9 protein-coding genes are annotated in these 16736 nt (G+C 43.5%); 8 read left to right on the forward strand and 1 reads right to left on the reverse strand.

All coding sequences use genetic code 11. From position 1 onward, the window contains the following. Positions 1-152 precede the first annotated feature (152 nt). Positions 153-7058 carry a cell surface protein SprA gene (gene sprA / locus ACFGVS_RS24220; RefSeq protein ID WP_439695914.1) on the forward strand — a complete coding sequence of 2302 codons (6906 nt, stop codon included), beginning with the start codon at positions 153-155 and terminating at the stop codon, positions 7056-7058. A gap of 90 nt (positions 7059-7148) precedes the next feature. Here the strand turns inward: sprA and ACFGVS_RS24225 are convergent, their stop codons facing one another. Then, positions 7149-8954 carry a hypothetical protein gene (locus tag ACFGVS_RS24225; RefSeq protein WP_439695915.1) on the reverse strand — a complete coding sequence of 602 codons (1806 nt, stop codon included), beginning with the start codon at positions 8952-8954 and terminating at the stop codon, positions 7149-7151. 154 nt (positions 8955-9108) lie between these two features. Here ACFGVS_RS24225 and ACFGVS_RS24230 point away from each other — a divergent pair, with 154 nt between their 5' ends. The 7 genes from ACFGVS_RS24230 to groL all read left to right on the forward strand — a co-directional run bounded on the left by ACFGVS_RS24230 (position 9109) and on the right by groL (position 16636). Then, entirely contained in the window at positions 9109-10614 is a 1506-nt protein-coding gene (locus tag ACFGVS_RS24230) for a MiaB/RimO family radical SAM methylthiotransferase (protein ID WP_439695916.1), read from the forward strand. A gap of 72 nt (positions 10615-10686) precedes the next feature. After that, positions 10687-11937: a sigma-54 interaction domain-containing protein gene (locus ACFGVS_RS24235; protein WP_090641430.1), complete on the forward strand. Its 1251-nt coding sequence runs from the start codon at positions 10687-10689 to the stop codon at positions 11935-11937. Positions 11938-11940: 3 nt separating this feature from the next. Then, positions 11941-12456: an LptE family protein gene (locus tag ACFGVS_RS24240; RefSeq protein ID WP_090641433.1), complete on the forward strand. Its 516-nt coding sequence runs from the start codon at positions 11941-11943 to the stop codon at positions 12454-12456. Positions 12457-12477: 21 nt separating this feature from the next. Next, the gene (locus tag ACFGVS_RS24245) at positions 12478-13968 is read left to right on the forward strand and encodes a hypothetical protein (RefSeq protein WP_439695917.1); all 1491 of its coding nucleotides are present in this window, start codon (positions 12478-12480) and stop codon (positions 13966-13968) included. A 14-nt stretch (positions 13969-13982) separates the two neighbouring features. Beyond that, positions 13983-14327: a preprotein translocase subunit SecG gene (secG, locus tag ACFGVS_RS24250; RefSeq protein ID WP_090641438.1), complete on the forward strand. Its 345-nt coding sequence runs from the start codon at positions 13983-13985 to the stop codon at positions 14325-14327. Between the two features lie 240 nt (positions 14328-14567). Continuing rightward, positions 14568-14843, forward strand: coding sequence for a co-chaperone GroES (gene groES / locus ACFGVS_RS24255; protein ID WP_090641441.1), 276 nt, complete (start codon positions 14568-14570; stop codon positions 14841-14843). 158 nt (positions 14844-15001) lie between these two features. Next, positions 15002-16636, forward strand: a complete 1635-nt coding sequence (groL, locus tag ACFGVS_RS24260) for a chaperonin GroEL (protein ID WP_090641444.1) — start codon at positions 15002-15004, stop codon at positions 16634-16636. Positions 16637-16736 lie beyond the last annotated feature (100 nt).

Genomic DNA, 16736 nt, shown 5'->3' on the forward strand with positions numbered 1-16736 from the left:
ACGTATAAATTTCGACTTGACTTTTGATTAGAATATTTACTTATAATATTATTATAAGTGTATTGGTAATTCTCACTTTCGGTGTGCTTAACGGCGCTTATGCGCAGCAGATACCGAAAATAAGGACCGATACGACTCAAAAAAGCGCACCAATGGACTTAGCCCAACCCAAAAATGTTAGGGTCAGGGAAGGTATTTTTAGTTCCGATCCTCCGGGGCTTGTGCGTACAGTTGAATATGACGCCGCCACAAACCGCTATATTTTGTACGAACGTGTGGGTAACCTGCTCTACCGCCCGCCGCAGTACCTCACTTTTGCGCAGTATTTAAAGCTTACAGATAAATCAAAGCAGCGTAATTACTACAAGCAACTGGCAGATAACTATGCCTATGACTCGCAGCAGCCGGGCTTTATTCCTATCATCAAAGTAAGAAGCCGCACTTTTGAGCAAATTTTCGGTAGCCAGAATATCGATATCCGTCCGCAGGGATCAGCCGAGATGATATTGGCCGGGCAGGTAAACAAAAATGAAAATCCGTTATTTAACACCCGCCAGCGCAAGCAGTTCAATTTTAATTTCGATCAGAAAATTCAACTAAACGTAACCGGTAATATAGGCGATAAATTAAAAATTACCACCAATTACAATACCGATGCGCAGTTTCAGTTTGAAAACCAGGTAAAGCTGGATTACACCGGCTCGCCCGACGAAATCATCCAAAAGATAGAAGCAGGTACCGTGAGTATGCCGCTGCCTACCACACTGATAACCGGCAGCCAGGCGCTTTTCGGTGTAAAAACCAAACTGAAATTTGGAAGGTTGGATATCACCAGTATTTTATCGCAGCAGCGGTCGCAGTCAAAAACTATTACGATAACCAATGGTTCGCAGCAGGGCGAGTTCAGGCTTACACCCGCGGATTACGAAGCAAATAAGCACTTTTTTTTATCACAGTATTTTCGCAATAATTATAACAAGGCGCTGGCCAATATCCCGATCATTAGTTCAAATATTAACATTACAAAAATTGAGGTTTGGACAACTAACCGAACCAATGTAACCACCGATTCAAGGGATATATTAGCTTTCCTTGACCTGGGCGAAAATAAACCATATAATACATCAAAGATACAAGGCGGGGCCGGCTTTAGCGGTTTGCCCGCCGGTTTTAAGGGCCCCGGCTTTGCACAGCAATCCAATTCTTTATTAAATAATTTACCAGCGGATGCAAGACATACCAACTCAAACGCCGTAGCCAGTTATTTTCAATCAACAGGTAATACAGATAACTATGCCAAGCTAACTTACGCCCGCAAGCTTACCGATAAAGAATATACACTGCACCCGCAATTGGGCTACATCTCTCTCAATTATCCTTTAAATAACGATGAAGTTTTGGCGGTTGCTTATCAATACACCATTAATGGCGTTCAGTATCAAGTTGGTGAATTTAGCAGCGATGTGGCGGTTGATCCCAATACGCCTAAAGTGTTATTTGTAAAATTGCTAAAAAACGAACTGCTGAAAACCAATTTGCCATCCTGGGATCTGATGATGAAAAACATCTACTCGCTGGGCGCGTTCCAGATTGCTCCAACAAATTTTAAATTAACAGTGACCCGCCTGGACGATAAGTCGGGGATCGAAAAAACGGTGATGGAGGAGGGGGCCAACCTTAAAGGCAAATTGTGGCTGCAGGTTGCAGGGCTTGATAATCTTGATCAGCAAAGCGCTAAACAACCTGACGGGTATTTCGACTTTTTGGAAGGCGTTACCATCGACTCGCAAAACGGCCGCATCTCGTTTCCAACCATTGAACCTTTTGGGTCCGACCTGGCTGCCAAATTTAACGCCGGCGAAACGGACCTTACCAAGCGTTACGTATACCAGCAGTTATACGATTCTACGAAAACTATAGCACAGCAATATTTTCCGGCCTTAAACCGCTATGTCATTAAAGGTACTTACACTTCAACCGGCGGATCAGAATACCAGCTGAACGCTGTGAATATTCCACAGGGTTCAGTAACAGTAACTGCTGGCCAGCTTAAATTGACTGAGGGCACAGATTATACAGTTGATTACAACTCCGGCCGGATAAGGATCTTGAACCAGGCCTTGCTGTCGTCGGGCCAAACCATCAGCGTAAAGCTGGAGAATAATGAGTTGTTTGGGGTTCAGCAAAAGTCATTATACGGATCGAGGTTTGATTACCATGTGAACGATAAACTGAATTTGGGCGGTACGCTGATGCACCTTACCGAGCAGCCTATTACTCAAAATGAAACAGCAGGCGAGGAGTCAATTTCCAACACCATATGGGGTTTTGATGTTAACTACAGTTCAGATTCGCGCATGCTTACCCGCCTGGTTGATAAAATACCGCTGATCCACACCAAAGCGCCATCGTCGGTTACCTTTTCGGGCGAGTTTGCACAGTTATTGCCCGGTAGCCCCGGGGCGTTAAATTTTGCAGGCTCAAAAAACGGCACATCGTACCTGGATGATTTTGAAAACAGCCAATCCGTCATCGATATAAAAAGCGCCAATGCCTGGCAAATTTCGGGTACGCCGCAATTGTTCCCTGAAGCCAGTCGGTTTGACGATCTGAGCTATGGTTACAACCGCGCCCGCCTGGCATTTTATAATATCGACCCTATATTTTACACCAATTCAAATAACATCGCCATATCCAGGGCGGACTTATCCAATCATTACGCAAGGCAGGTCCTGGAGCAGGAAGTATTCCCTTATAAGCAATCGAGCACCGGGCAGCCATTAACCCTGGCTACGCTGAATATGGCATTTTATCCCAATGTGCGCGGTCCGTACAACTATACCACTACAGGCTTTAATCCTGATGGTACTTTGCAAAATCCAAAAACACGCTGGGGCGGTATGTTCAGGAAACTGGAAACCAATGATTTTGAATCGTTAAACGTATCATACATTGAGTTTTGGGTGCTCGATCCCTTTATTTACAAACCCAACTCGGCAGGCGGCGACTTGTATTTTAACTTAGGCAGCGTATCTGAAGATATATTGAAAGATGGCCGTAAAAGCCTGGAGAACAGTTTGCCCGTGAACGGCGATGTTACCCAGGTTGACGAAACTAACTGGGGCCGGGTATCCAAACTACAGCCGGTAATAAACGCCTTCGACAATAATCCGGATGCGCGCCGTTTGCAGGATGTGGGCTTGGATGGATTGAATGATGCCGACGAGCAGAAGAAATTTGCGCCGGTAGTTACCCAGGTTAAAGGGCAACTGAGCGGGCAGGCGGCCACCAATTTTGCTAATGACCCATCGTCTGACGACTACCAATACTACCAGGGCTCGGCACTTGACCAGGCCAGGTTAGGTATCCTTGACAGGTATAGTAAGTACAACGGTACCGATGGCAACTCCAAAACATCGCAACAATCGCAAGCGGAACTGGGTATTCAAAATTCGGCATCAACCTCGTTACCCGACGGCGAGGATATTAACCGCGATAATAACATGAGCCAGGAAGATTCGTACTTTCAGTACAAAGTATCTATCCGCCCTGGCGATATGGTTGTTGGGCAAAACAACATCAGCGATAAGGTAACGGCCAATGTTAAACTGCCCGATGGTACAACACAATCAGTAAACTGGTACCAGTTCAGGATTCCGATTACGGATTACCAAAGCAAGGTGGGTAATATTGGCGATTTTAAAGCTATTCGTTTTATGCGAATGTTCATGACCAATTTTGCCGATACCGCCATCCTCCGCTTCGCGACATTAGAATTGGTGCGCGGGGAATGGCGGGCTTTTAATATCGAGAGAAATCCGCTTAATGTTATTGCCGATCCATCGATCAGTAATCCGCCTTTAGATAATTCGACGCTTGATGTGCAGGCAGTGAATATCGAGGAGAATGGTAACCGTACGCCAATCCCTTACGTGGTACCGCCGGGCATTCAGCGCCAGCGTAATTATAATAACCTGCAAACAAATACCAAGCTGAACGAGCAATCGCTATCATTAAATGTAAAAAGTCTGCGTGATGGTTATTCAAGGGCGGCTTTCCGGACATTTTATAACGATTTGCGCAAATACAAACGTGTACAAATGTTTGTGCACGCTGAAGGCGAGTTACTGAAAGATGATGACCTGAACGCGTTTTTACGCCTTGGCGTTGATTACCAGGATAACTATTACGAGTACGAAGTGCCTTTAAAAATTACGCAGCCAGGTACCAGCAGCCCTGATGCTATATGGCCCGATGCTAATGCCATCGACCTGGAGCTTGGTTTGCTTACCCGCGCAAAGCTTGCCCGCAACCACAGCAACGTAGCCTTTAACCAGGTATTTAAATATACTGAAGGCACCCAAACTGTTTATATAAAAGGTCAGCCCGACTTAAGCCGCCTGCGTACCATCATGATTGGTGTGCGTAACCCTTTAAAAGGCAGCCAGGCAACCGGTACAGATGATGGGCTGGATAAAACAGGCACGGTTTGGTTTGATGAACTGCGCTTAACTGATTTTGACCAGCGTGGCGGCTGGGCGGCCACTGCCAGACTGGATACCAAGCTGGCCGATTTTGCCGACGTAACGGTATCGGGCAGTAAAACCAGCATCGGTTTTGGTACGCTGGATTCACGGCTGAACGACAGGAGCCAGAGCGATAACCAGGTTTACGATATATCGGCCACTGCCGAGTTAGGTAAGTTTTTTCCAGCTAAAAGCGGGATCAGCATTCCAGCCTATATCAATGTGTCATCGCAAAAAAGTATGCCTCAATATGATCCTGGGTCGCCCGATATTGAACTGAAGCAATCACTTGCTGCTGCTACCAGCACTAAGGAACGCGACTCGATAAGGAACGCTTCTGTTGACTATACTTTCAGGAAGAGTTTCAATTTTACTAACGTCCACAAAACAAAGCTTGATCCAACGGCAAAAAACCACGTTTGGGACATTGAGAACCTAAGCGCCAGCTATGCGTTTACACAATTTACCCATCATGATTTTACCACCCAAAGCGATTTGGAGAAAACTTATCATCTAACCCTTGCCTATAACTTTACCAATGCGCCAAAATATTATAATCCATTTGCCAAAATCATCAAAAGTAATTTGCTGGCGCTGGCGCGCGACTTCAATTTTAGTATACTGCCATCAAGGTTAAACTTCAGTATTAACTTTGATCGTTTTTATTCGGAAAATACCTTGCGGGATAACGACCCCAACAATTTTATCCCCGTACCTACCACTACATTTAATAAGTATTTTAACATTACCAGGGTTTACGGAATAGGCTGGAATTTATCAAAATCCTTATCGTTAGATATTGATGCCACCAACCTATCGGTAGTTGATGAGCCGGCGGGGCGCATTAATGGATTAAAGCGCGATACCCTTTGGGATAACCTTAAAAAGCTGGGCCGCACTACCAACTACAACCACACCATCAATATAAACTATACCCTACCTATCAACAAGATACCGGGACTGGATTGGACGTCGGTAACTACCCGGTACAGCACGCACTTTAACTGGCAAACCCAGCCCTTGTTTGCCATCAATGATCCATCATATGATGTGGGCAACAGCATCAGCAACCTGCGTGAGATACAGGTTAACCCTACTTTAAATATGGTATCTCTGTATAATAAGTTCCCGTTCATCCGCAAGGTTGCTAACCCAAATTCGCCGGGCGGGTTGGCTAAAGTATTAATAGGGCTGCTTACCAGTGTTAAAAATGTAAGTGCCACTTACTCGCGTAAACAAGGCACCTATTTGCCGGGTTACCTGCCGCAATCAGGAATTTTTGGCCAAAATGCCGATTATAACGCGCCGGGTATCGGGTTTTTATTGGGCAGCCAAACCGATATCCGCGCCAAAGCTGTAGCCAATGGATGGATAACTACCGATACCCTGCAAAACCAATTGTACACAACATCGCTTAATGAGGATATGCATTTTAGGGGTGTTATCGAGCCATTTAACGGCCTCAAGATTGACCTTATCGCTTTTAAAACACAGGATCATAACTACCAATCAAACTTTAAATACCTGGCCGCAACCAACAGTATTGAATCATTAAGCCCGGTTACCACGGGTAATTATAGTATCTCGTATTTAACTATAGGTACGGCGTTCAAAAAAACCACGGGTATTGATAACAAATCGCCACTGTTTCAGCAGTTGTTGGCCAACCGTACCATTATATCGCAAAGATTGGCCGCCCAAAACCCTAATTCAACACAACTGATAGATTCGGTCGGTTTTAGGGACGGATATGGACAAAATTCGCAAAATGTGTTGGTGCCGGCGTTTTTGGCTGCCTACACCGGCAAAAAGGCAGCGAAGGCCAGCACATCGCAGTTTCCTAAAATACCTATCCCCAATTGGGACATCAGGTACAGTGGCCTGGCCAAAATCCCTTTCTTTGCCGATGTTTTCGACTCCTTCGATCTGAGTCACGGTTACCGGTCGTCGTACAACGTAAATGGTTTTACTACGTTGTTGCAATACCGGGAGGCGGCTGGCGCCAGTAGCGCGCGCGATTTAAACAACGATTTTTTACCGCTTTACCAGTTTTCGCAGGTTACCATATTTGAGCAGTTTGTGCCTTTGCTTGGCGCCAGCGCCAGGTTTAAAAACAGCATGACCGCCAACATAGAGTTCAGGCAGAGCCGTACACTGAGCCTGAGCCTGCTCAATAGCCAGCTGGCGCAGCAGAACGAAAGAATTATTGTTTTTGGTTTCGGCTATCATACCAAAAATTTCCACTTCCCATTCGGATTGCTTCCGGGAGGCAGCCCTAAGGATGTTAACTTTAAACTCGATTTCTCGCTGCGCGACAACAAAACGCTCATTTACCGTGCCGATGTAGAAGCAGCAGAAATTTCGTCCGGCGCGCAAAACATTACCGTAAGGCCATCCATCGATTATGTGATAAACCAGCGTTTTAACCTTAACCTGTTTTACGATTCAAACATCACCCGGCCATACACCTCGCAAACGTTTAATACCGCGTTTACCAATTTTGGCATCAACCTGAAATTATTACTTCAATAAATTAAAACTGATTTGAAGATTTGAGAATTTGAAGATTTGAAAATGCATTGTCAACCCCTTTATGTTTCAAATTCTCAAATCTTCAAATTTTCAAATCGAATTGATTTCCTTTGCCGCCTTTTTATCGGCCCTCCGTTTTTTGCGCTCGGCTTTCCTTACTAATCTTTCCTGCTTGTTTTTTTTGTGTTCCGTTAGGCGCCCAATCGCAGCTTGCTGTGATTTTTCATCCAGACCGGTGCATTCTTTTATGCCCTGTAATAACGTGCGCCAAACGGTTTTAAAAAACGGCGAGTCTTTTGGCCGCAAATAATTAACATCCGAAAATCGGGGCGCTTTGCCTGCAACATCCGGGTTATTGCGTTTTATAACAAACAGGTTGGCAAATATGGATATCAACTGTTGCTTTTTTAAGCGGTTGTTGACGGTGTCTGCTTCCAGGATGGATACTTTTAAATCGTTATATAACAATGCTATCCGGCCTTTAAAAGCCTTGCGGTTGGCGTGGATATCAAAATTAAATTGGTTGATATTGCCCGATGTTATTTTGAGCATGGCCAGCGGCACAGTTGCCTGGTTAAGCTTGTTGGCCACCATATTGCCCAACGATCCGTTATAGTTGAATGAGCCATCAGCATCGGTTAAATTAAACAGGAACTGCACGTCCAGTCGCCCACGGTTCATGAAATAGCTGCTAAGGCGGACATCAGTAATGTTGTTTTTGGCAATTGCTACCTTGTTTGTAGTAACATTATGAAACTCGCCGCTGGTGTTATTAAATTCTACCGATCCCGTTTTTTTCGTCTCCGCATTAAATTCCGAATATGATACATCGATGTGTTTTAACCGGATAGTATCTATTGTCAGGTCGGTATCTGTGTTACGTACCAACACATTGGGGAAGGTGGATACTTGATCTGCCGTCACCCGCTTACTTTTGTTGGGGTTGCCAAACACCCTTAAGTCGCCATCGGCAAGGTCAAGGCTTGATGCTTTAAGGCGCCGGTATTTATGGTAATTCAAAAAATCGAAGTTGTTGAGTTGTAATGAATCAACCCCCAGGGTAAAGCTGTCGCTTTGGCTTTTGTTAAAAAACAGGTCGTTTTTTGCGGCCTGCAATTGCAGGCCCCTAATGTTGAGCCTGGAGTACATGGTTGATAGCCTAAGGTAATTTATTTTATAATGGTACAACCCATTGTCGGTTTTGCCGCTATAATTATTAAGCTCCATAACAATATCCTTGCAGTACAACAGCCGCGATTTGTCAGTCTGGGTCGCCGAGTCGATCAGGAGGTCGGTAGCGCTTAGGTTCATCTCTTTAAGAGTAGATATAACCACCTTATGGCCCGAGTAATCCTCATACTTAAATTTCACATCGTTAAAGTAAATCTGGCCTACGCTTATGGAGCGTAGGGCTTTGGAAACTTTTTGCCAGGTTGTCTGGTAATCCTTTAAAACGGTATCCTGTGTATGGTTAAGCGTGTAGCTAACATTCAACTCGGGCTCGTTCAAAATAATTTGGCTGATATTTAACTTATGCCTGAAATAATAACTAAAGGGGTGAATATGTTTTAAAATCAGTTTTTTTACATGCAGGGTCACCAGGTTATTTGGCGCTATGTGCTGCTGTTTTTTGCGGTTGTACACCACAGTATCCGGTATAAGACTGATATTATATATGGTAACTTTTCCTTCTAATAAATGCAGCTCGGCTTTGGTAAAGTCGGCGTGGTACAGGCTATCGCTGCCGGTTAAAACAGCCTCACGCACCTGCGTGGCCAAAATGGGGGCCAGGTAGTGGTTAAGTATAAGGGCTATTATAAAAACAATGAGTACCGGCACCAATACAAAGCTAAATGCTATTTTTTGCCATTTGTGCCTTAAGAAATTCAGCTTCATTTATAAATATCCGTTTACTTTTATGGTGTTACTGGTACTCTTATACGTATAGAATCAGAAATATAACAATATTTTTTTGATTTTGTTAAATGCTGACAATATGTCATTCGCGTATTTAAATTTTGTGTATTTTTGCAAACTAATTTTTAATGGAATGATGGATTTGGTTCTTCCGGATAAGGTACATGATGAGAGCAGGCAAGGCGAGGCTTTGGTTTTAGAGCAGCCGGTGACGGGTAAAAATAATGGCCGTAAGCTTTATATTGAAAGTTATGGCTGTGCAATGAATTTTAGCGACAGCGAAATTGTTGCATCCATATTAGCTGAACAAGGTTTTGAAACCACCGGCGATCATAACATGGCCGATGTTATATTTATAAACACCTGTTCTATCCGCGAAAATGCCGAAACACGTGTGCGTAACCGCTTAAAGGAGTTTGCCATTGCCAAGGTAAAAAATCCCGGCCTGGTGGTAGGCGTGTTGGGCTGTATGGCTGAACGCCTGAAATCGAAATTTTTAGAAGAAGAAAAACTGGTTGACGTGGTTGTTGGCCCCGATGCATACCGCGACCTACCTAACCTGATAGACCAGGTTGACAGCGGCCAAAAAGCTGTTAACGTATTGCTATCCCGTGAGGAAACTTATGCAGATATAAGCCCGGTACGTTTAAACAGCAACGGCATTAATGCCTTTGTATCTATTATGCGTGGCTGCGATAACATGTGTTCGTTTTGCGTGGTTCCGTTTACCCGTGGCCGCGAACGCAGCCGCGACCCGCAATCGATAGTTGCAGAATGTACCGATCTGTTTGATAAAGGATACCGCGAGGTTACTTTGTTGGGGCAGAATGTGGATTCGTATAAGTGGAAAAAGAGTTCTGAGTCGGGAGTTCTGAGTTCTGAGTTGGAAGCGCAAACTGATCAAAAGGTTTCTTCTACCGGGCCAAATTTGGGAGTGGCTGATGCGCCCGTTACCAACTTCGCCAATCTTTTAGAGATGGTGGCGCTCATTAATCCAGATTTGCGCGTGCGTTTTTCAACCTCGCATCCGAAGGATATTACCGACGAGGTTTTATACACTATTGCCAAATACGATAATATTTGTAACTACATACACCTGCCGGTACAATCGGGCAATACCCGCATCCTTGATTTGATGAACCGTACTTACGACCGCGATTGGTATATCAACAGGATTGATGCCATCCGCAGGATTATTGGCGATTGCGCAATTTCGACCGATGTAATAACTGGTTTTTGTTCAGAAACCGACGAGGAGCATGCCGACACTGTAAGCATGATGGATTATGTGAAATACGATTTTGCGTACATGTTTAAGTATAGCGAGCGCCCGGGTACCCTGGCGGCAAAGCGTTATGCAGACGATATCCCCGAGGAAGTAAAACAAAAACGCTTAACCGAGATAGTAGCTAAACAGCAGGAATACTCTTACTACCGTGCACAGGCACGTGTTGGTAAGATAGAAAAAGTGCTGATAGAGGGCTTCTCCAAAAAATCAAAAAACGATTATTGCGGCCGCAGCGATCAAAACGCCATGGTGATTTTCCCGGTAGCCGATAATTATAAGCCCGGCCAATACGTGAACGTTTTGATTGAAAGGACTACTACGGCTACGCTCATTGGAAAAGTAATTGATTAATTTGAAGATTTGAAAATTTGAAGATGAGGTAATTTTCAAATTTTCAAATTGCCGAATTTTCAAATTGAATACATGGAAATACAAGAAATAAAACAACGCTTCGGTATCATTGGCAATTCGCCATTGCTTAATCGGGCCATAAATATAGCCAACCAGGTGGCGCCTACAGATATTTCGGTGCTGATTACCGGCGAAAGCGGGAGCGGTAAAGAAGTGTTTTCGCACATTATACACCAGATGAGTCCGCGTAAGCATGGGCCTTTTATAGCGGTGAACTGTGGCGCTATACCTGAGGGAACTATCGATTCGGAATTGTTCGGCCACGAAAAAGGTTCCTATACCGGTGCTGTTGGCGAACGTAAGGGTTACTTTGAAACCGTAAACGGCGGTACCATATTTTTAGATGAAATTGCCGAGATGCCATTAGGCACCCAGGCCCGTTTGCTTAGGGTGCTTGAATCTGGCCAGTATATTAAAGTGGGGTCGTCAAAGGTAGAGAAAACCAACGTGCGTGTTATAGCCGCTACCAATGTTGATGTTTACGATGCTGTAAAAAGTGGTAAGTTTAGGGAAGATCTGTACTATCGTTTAAATACAGTACCCTTAAAAATACCGCCTTTACGCGATAGGAAAGAGGATATTTACCTGTTGTTCAGGAAATTCACATCCGATTTTACTGATAAATACCGTACGCCGCCAATTCAGCTTGATGAAGAGGCGCAACAGGTATTAATTAACTACAGCTGGCCGGGTAATGTAAGGCAGCTTAAGAACATGGCCGAGCAGTTAGCTGTATTGGAGCGGGACCGCATTATTACGGGGCCAACCTTGTTAACATATATCCCACAAGAGGCTAATGGCCGCAATTTGCCTATGCGTGTAGGTAACCCCGGTAAAGAAGACTTTTCGGAACGGGATATATTGTATAAGGTGTTGTTTGATATGAAACGCGATATGGTTGAACTGAAAAAGCTGGTGGCCGATATTATTGAGCATGGCGGTGTATCAGCCAATTACGCCAGCCACTCGCAAACGCTTAACCAGCTGTACCGCGATATTGAAATTCCGGGTAGCCCCGAAGGACAATTTACTTTGCAGCAACCCGTTAATACAAATAATAACAGCAATTTAGGCGGCAACGATGCTTATAACATAACCCACGAAGCCGAGGAGGTAGAAGAGTCACTATCGCTGATTGAAAAAGAATCAGACCTGATCCGTAAAGCTTTAAAAAAGCACAAAGGAAAACGTAAACTCGCCGCCAATGAGCTGGGCATATCTGAGCGTACATTGTACAGAAAAATTAAAGAGTTAAATTTATAGTTGATGAAAAGGTTATACGGAGCAATTATTGTTTTAAGTTTGGGTTTACTTTCATCGTGCTATACACTTAAAAACTCTGCCATACCCCTTGAGGTAAAAACCATCAACATCCAGTTTTTTGAAAACAACGCGCCGCTGGTGGTAAATAACTTGAGCCAAACTTTTACGGAGGCATTAAAAGACAGGATTCGTACCCAAAGCCGTTTAAGTATTGTGAGGAACGAGGGCGATGTGATCATGTCTGGTGCCATTATTGGCTACCAGATTGCGCCGGTATCTATCGAGGCTACTAATAACAATACGGCTCCAATTGCCGATGCCAATAAATTAAGTATTACGGTAAGGGTGAAATGCGTTTACGAGAAGGATAAAAAGGATAAAAATCTTAACTTTGAGGAAAGTATGACCCGGTTTGCTAACTACAGGGGAGATATAAATTCGCAAGAACAAAAGCTCATCCAGGAGATTACAAAGCAAATAACCGAAGATATTTTTAACAGGGCCTTTTCTAATTGGTAGGCATTTCGTACTTTCAACCACGTGGATCAATATTTAAATAACAGGCAAAACGAGATATTATGGGAGTTATTGGCCAATCCGGCCGATAATGGCCAGTTGCATAACTATGATTTGCAGCAGTTGGTTGATGAATTTCCGCAAAGTGGCATATTAAGGGCCATGCTTGCCCATGCAGGTAACGGAAGCGACTTAAAACACGCCGCCGCTTACTTTAGCCCCAGGTTGCTGCACAAACTTATTAACGATCCTGAGAACCTGCCTGTAGTTTCTGCCGGGCAAATTGCAGGTTTTAAAAATGGGGCGGCACCTGTTTATACACCACCCGCCCGCGAAAGCGAAAACTATTTTAACATAGGTACGGCAACCGAAGTAACCGGGGAGCCGGAAGGCCTCAACGGATCGGAAGACCAATTTGAAATATTAACAGAGACGTCCGCGCCCGAATCTGTAACAAATAATGAAGCTGATGCGATAACTCAAGAGTTGGAAGAACCCGGAGCAGGGCCTGCTGTGGAAGAGTTATCAGCAGCAAATGATCAAACAGATGCTGAAGTACCGGTGTTTGTTGCAGAAGATGCGCCGCCTGTTGTTGTAAAGCCAGAGGTAGCCGACGAAAAAAACGAGGAAGATATCGAAGATGAGATTTTTGACGAAATTGTAGGCATTGAAAACATTAGTTTTGATGGCAGCTCATCAGATATAAAACCCGGGCAAGAAGTTAAAAACGATGCTGCAACCGAACAAGCGCCAGTTACTGCCGAAGAGCCTGACATGGGTGGGCAGGCCGTTGCGGAACCCAGGAAAAACCCGGCAGATATTAATTTTGAAACAGAAAAATGGATCATTGGAAGCATTGCCTCCACCGATTATTTTATGTTTGATAATTCGATAGCTGATCAAAAAGGAGTTGATAACCCTGCTTCGGTTGCTACAAGGGCGCTTCCTTTAGTTACCACAGGAGTTGATAATGCCCACGAAGCCGAAACTGTATCAAAGTATCATGATGAAAAGATGCCTTATACCTTTATGTGGTGGCTTGATAAAACACGTAAGGAGTACGCATCAACCTATCAACCATATTTGTCTCCGGTACAACAGCATGCGACGCAAGGGATAACTGCCGAAGAGAAAAAGGAGCACGCTGCCGACGAATTGCAACAGCAATATTTTGAAAATATATTTCACGATAAATCGCTTCTCGACCTGGAAAACGCCCCAATACCGGATGCTCCTGAAGTAAAGCGCAAGGAAGATATTATTATTGAAAAGTTTATCAAAGAAGAGCCGCAGATAAGGCCGCCATCAATAAACAAAATAGATAATGAGAATAAGGCCAAAAAAAGTTCGGAAGATAAAAATGAGTTGGTAAGCGAAACCCTGGCGCAGATATACGCCGATCAGATGCTATATCACAAAGCGATTGCTACTTATAAAAAATTGATGTTGAAATTCCCGGAAAAAAGCCGTTACTTTGCCCACCAAATTGAACAATTAGAAAAGAAAACGAATTAATATAAAATAAAGAAATGTACATTTTAATTATCCTTACCGTTATTGTATGCGCTCTGTTAGGGCTAATCGTATTAATCCAAAACCCTAAAGGCGGCGGTTTGTCATCTAATTTTTCAAGTTCATCGCAGTTGATGGGCGTTCAAAAAACAGGTGACTTTTTAGAAAAAGGCACCTGGGTATTGGCAATTACCGTAATGGTATTGGCGTTAGCCATTAACGTGGTAGCCAAAGGTGGTTCGGCAAGTACCGTAAACCCTTTGCAAAACCAGATTGATAAAGCTTCAAAACCTTCATCAACCGCGCCCGTATCACAGCCGTTGAATCTGCCTGCAACACAAACTCCAAATAAAACGAAATAAGCTTACGCTTAGTAAATAGTAAAAAACGGCTTTGGAACAATCCAAAGCCGTTTTTTTGTGCCCAGCTTAACTGACACGATGGCACGGGCAGGTTAAAATACTGTTAAGGGTAAAAAGTAAAAAAACGTTTTTGCTGCCATTACAACAGTTATGTATGTCAATATTTGCCATTGCCAGCCCTTGGCATAATTGATGAGGATTTGGTGTTTGAAAAACTTAAATAAATAAACAGTTATAACTATGTCATTAAACATTAAACCAATCGGCGACAGAGTGGTTGTAGAGGCCGCAGCGGCCGAAGAGAAAACCGCCTCGGGAATCATTATCCCTGATACCGCTAAAGAAAAACCTCAGCGTGGAACTATCGTTGCAGTAGGTAACGGTAAAGTAGATGAGCCTTTAACAGTAAAAGTTGGTGACCAGGTTTTATATGGTAAATATGCCGGTACCGAAATTACCTACGAAGGAAAAGAGTATTTAATTATGCGCGAATCTGACGTTTACGCGGTATTGTAAATTAATTAGTGAATTATTGAATTAGTGAGTTAGTGAATGCCCGACTTACTGATCAACAAAAAATCACTGGAATAATCAAAAACAAAACGGAAAAACAATTATTGAGCGTGAAAATTAAATCACTAATTCACTAACTCAATAATTCAATAACTAAAAAAATGGCAAAACAAGTTAAATACAATGTTGAAGCACGCGACGCCTTAAAACGCGGTGTTGATATTTTAGCTAATGCGGTTAAAGTAACATTAGGCCCTAAAGGCAGAAACGTAATTATTGATAAAAAATTCGGCTCACCATCAATCACCAAAGATGGTGTTACTGTTGCTAAAGAAATCGAACTGAAAGATGCTTTAGAAAACATGGGTGCCCAAATGGTTAAAGAAGTTGCATCAAAAACTGCTGATATTGCAGGTGATGGTACTACTACTGCTACCGTTTTAGCACAAGCTATTGTAACCGCAGGTATTAAAAACGTAGCTGCCGGTGCAAACCCAATGGATTTAAAACGTGGTATTGATAAAGCTGTTGCAGCTGTTGTTGAGGATTTAAAAGCTCAATCACAAACTGTAGGCGAAGACAATAACAAAATAAAACAGGTTGCTGCAATTTCTGCAAATAACGACGAGATCATCGGTTCGTTAATTGCCGAAGCTATGGCTAAAGTTGGTAAAGATGGTGTTATCACTGTTGAAGAAGCAAAAGGAACTGAAACTGAAGTTAAAACTGTAGAAGGTATGCAGTTTGACCGTGGTTACCTTTCTCCTTACTTTGTTACCAATGCTGATAAAATGGAAGTTGAGTTAGAAAATCCTTACATCCTGATCTACGATAAAAAGATCTCGTCGATGAAAGAATTGCTTCCTATCCTTGAAAAACAAGTACAAACAGGTAAACCATTATTGATCATTGCCGAAGACCTTGATGGCGAGGCATTGGCTACTTTGGTAGTTAACAAAATTCGTGGTTCGCTGAAAGTGGCTGCCGTTAAAGCACCAGGTTTTGGTGATCGTCGTAAAGCTATGTTAGAGGATATTGCTATCCTTACTGGTGGTACTTTGATCTCGGAAGAAAGAGGTTACAAATTAGAAAATGCTGACCTGACTTACTTAGGTACTGCCGAGAAAATCATTATCGACAAAGATAACACAACCATCATCAATGGTGCCGGTTCTGCCGATGAGATCAAAGGTCGTGTTGGCCAGATCAAATCTCAAATCGAATCAACTACATCTGATTACGACCGCGAAAAATTACAGGAGCGTTTAGCCAAATTATCTGGCGGTGTTGCTGTACTTTACGTAGGTGCTGCTACAGAAGTTGAAATGAAAGAGAAAAAAGATCGTGTTGACGATGCTTTACACGCAACACGTGCTGCTGTTGAAGAAGGTATTGTTGCTGGTGGTGGCGTTGCCTTCATCCGCGCGGTAGCTGCTTTAGCTGATTTGAAAGGTGATAACGAAGACGAGAACACTGGTATCCAGATCATCCGTCGCGCTATCGAAGAGCCTTTACGTCAGATTTGCCAGAACGCTGGTATCGAAGGTTCAATCGTAGTACAAAAAGTTAAAGAAGGTACAGGTGATTTTGGTTACAATGCCCGTACCGATAAATACGAAAACCTGATTGCAGCAGGCGTTATCGACCCAACTAAAGTTGGCCGTGTAGCTTTAGAGAACGCAGCTTCTATCGCAGCTATGTTGTTAACAACAGAAGTTGTATTGGCTGATGATCCTGAAGATGCTCCAGCCGGTGGCCCACCAATGGGCGGCGGCGGCATGGGCGGCATGATGTAATAGCCCCCCGGCCCCCTGAGGGGGGTGTCTGAAAATATATACTATTTGAAACCCTGTATGCTTTTGTATACAGGGTTTCGTTTTTTCATAGGGTGACTAT

Origin of the sequence: Mucilaginibacter sediminis, from assembly GCF_051903035.1 — a bacterium.
In the GTDB taxonomy this organism is placed as follows: Bacteria; Bacteroidota; Bacteroidia; order Sphingobacteriales; family Sphingobacteriaceae; genus Mucilaginibacter.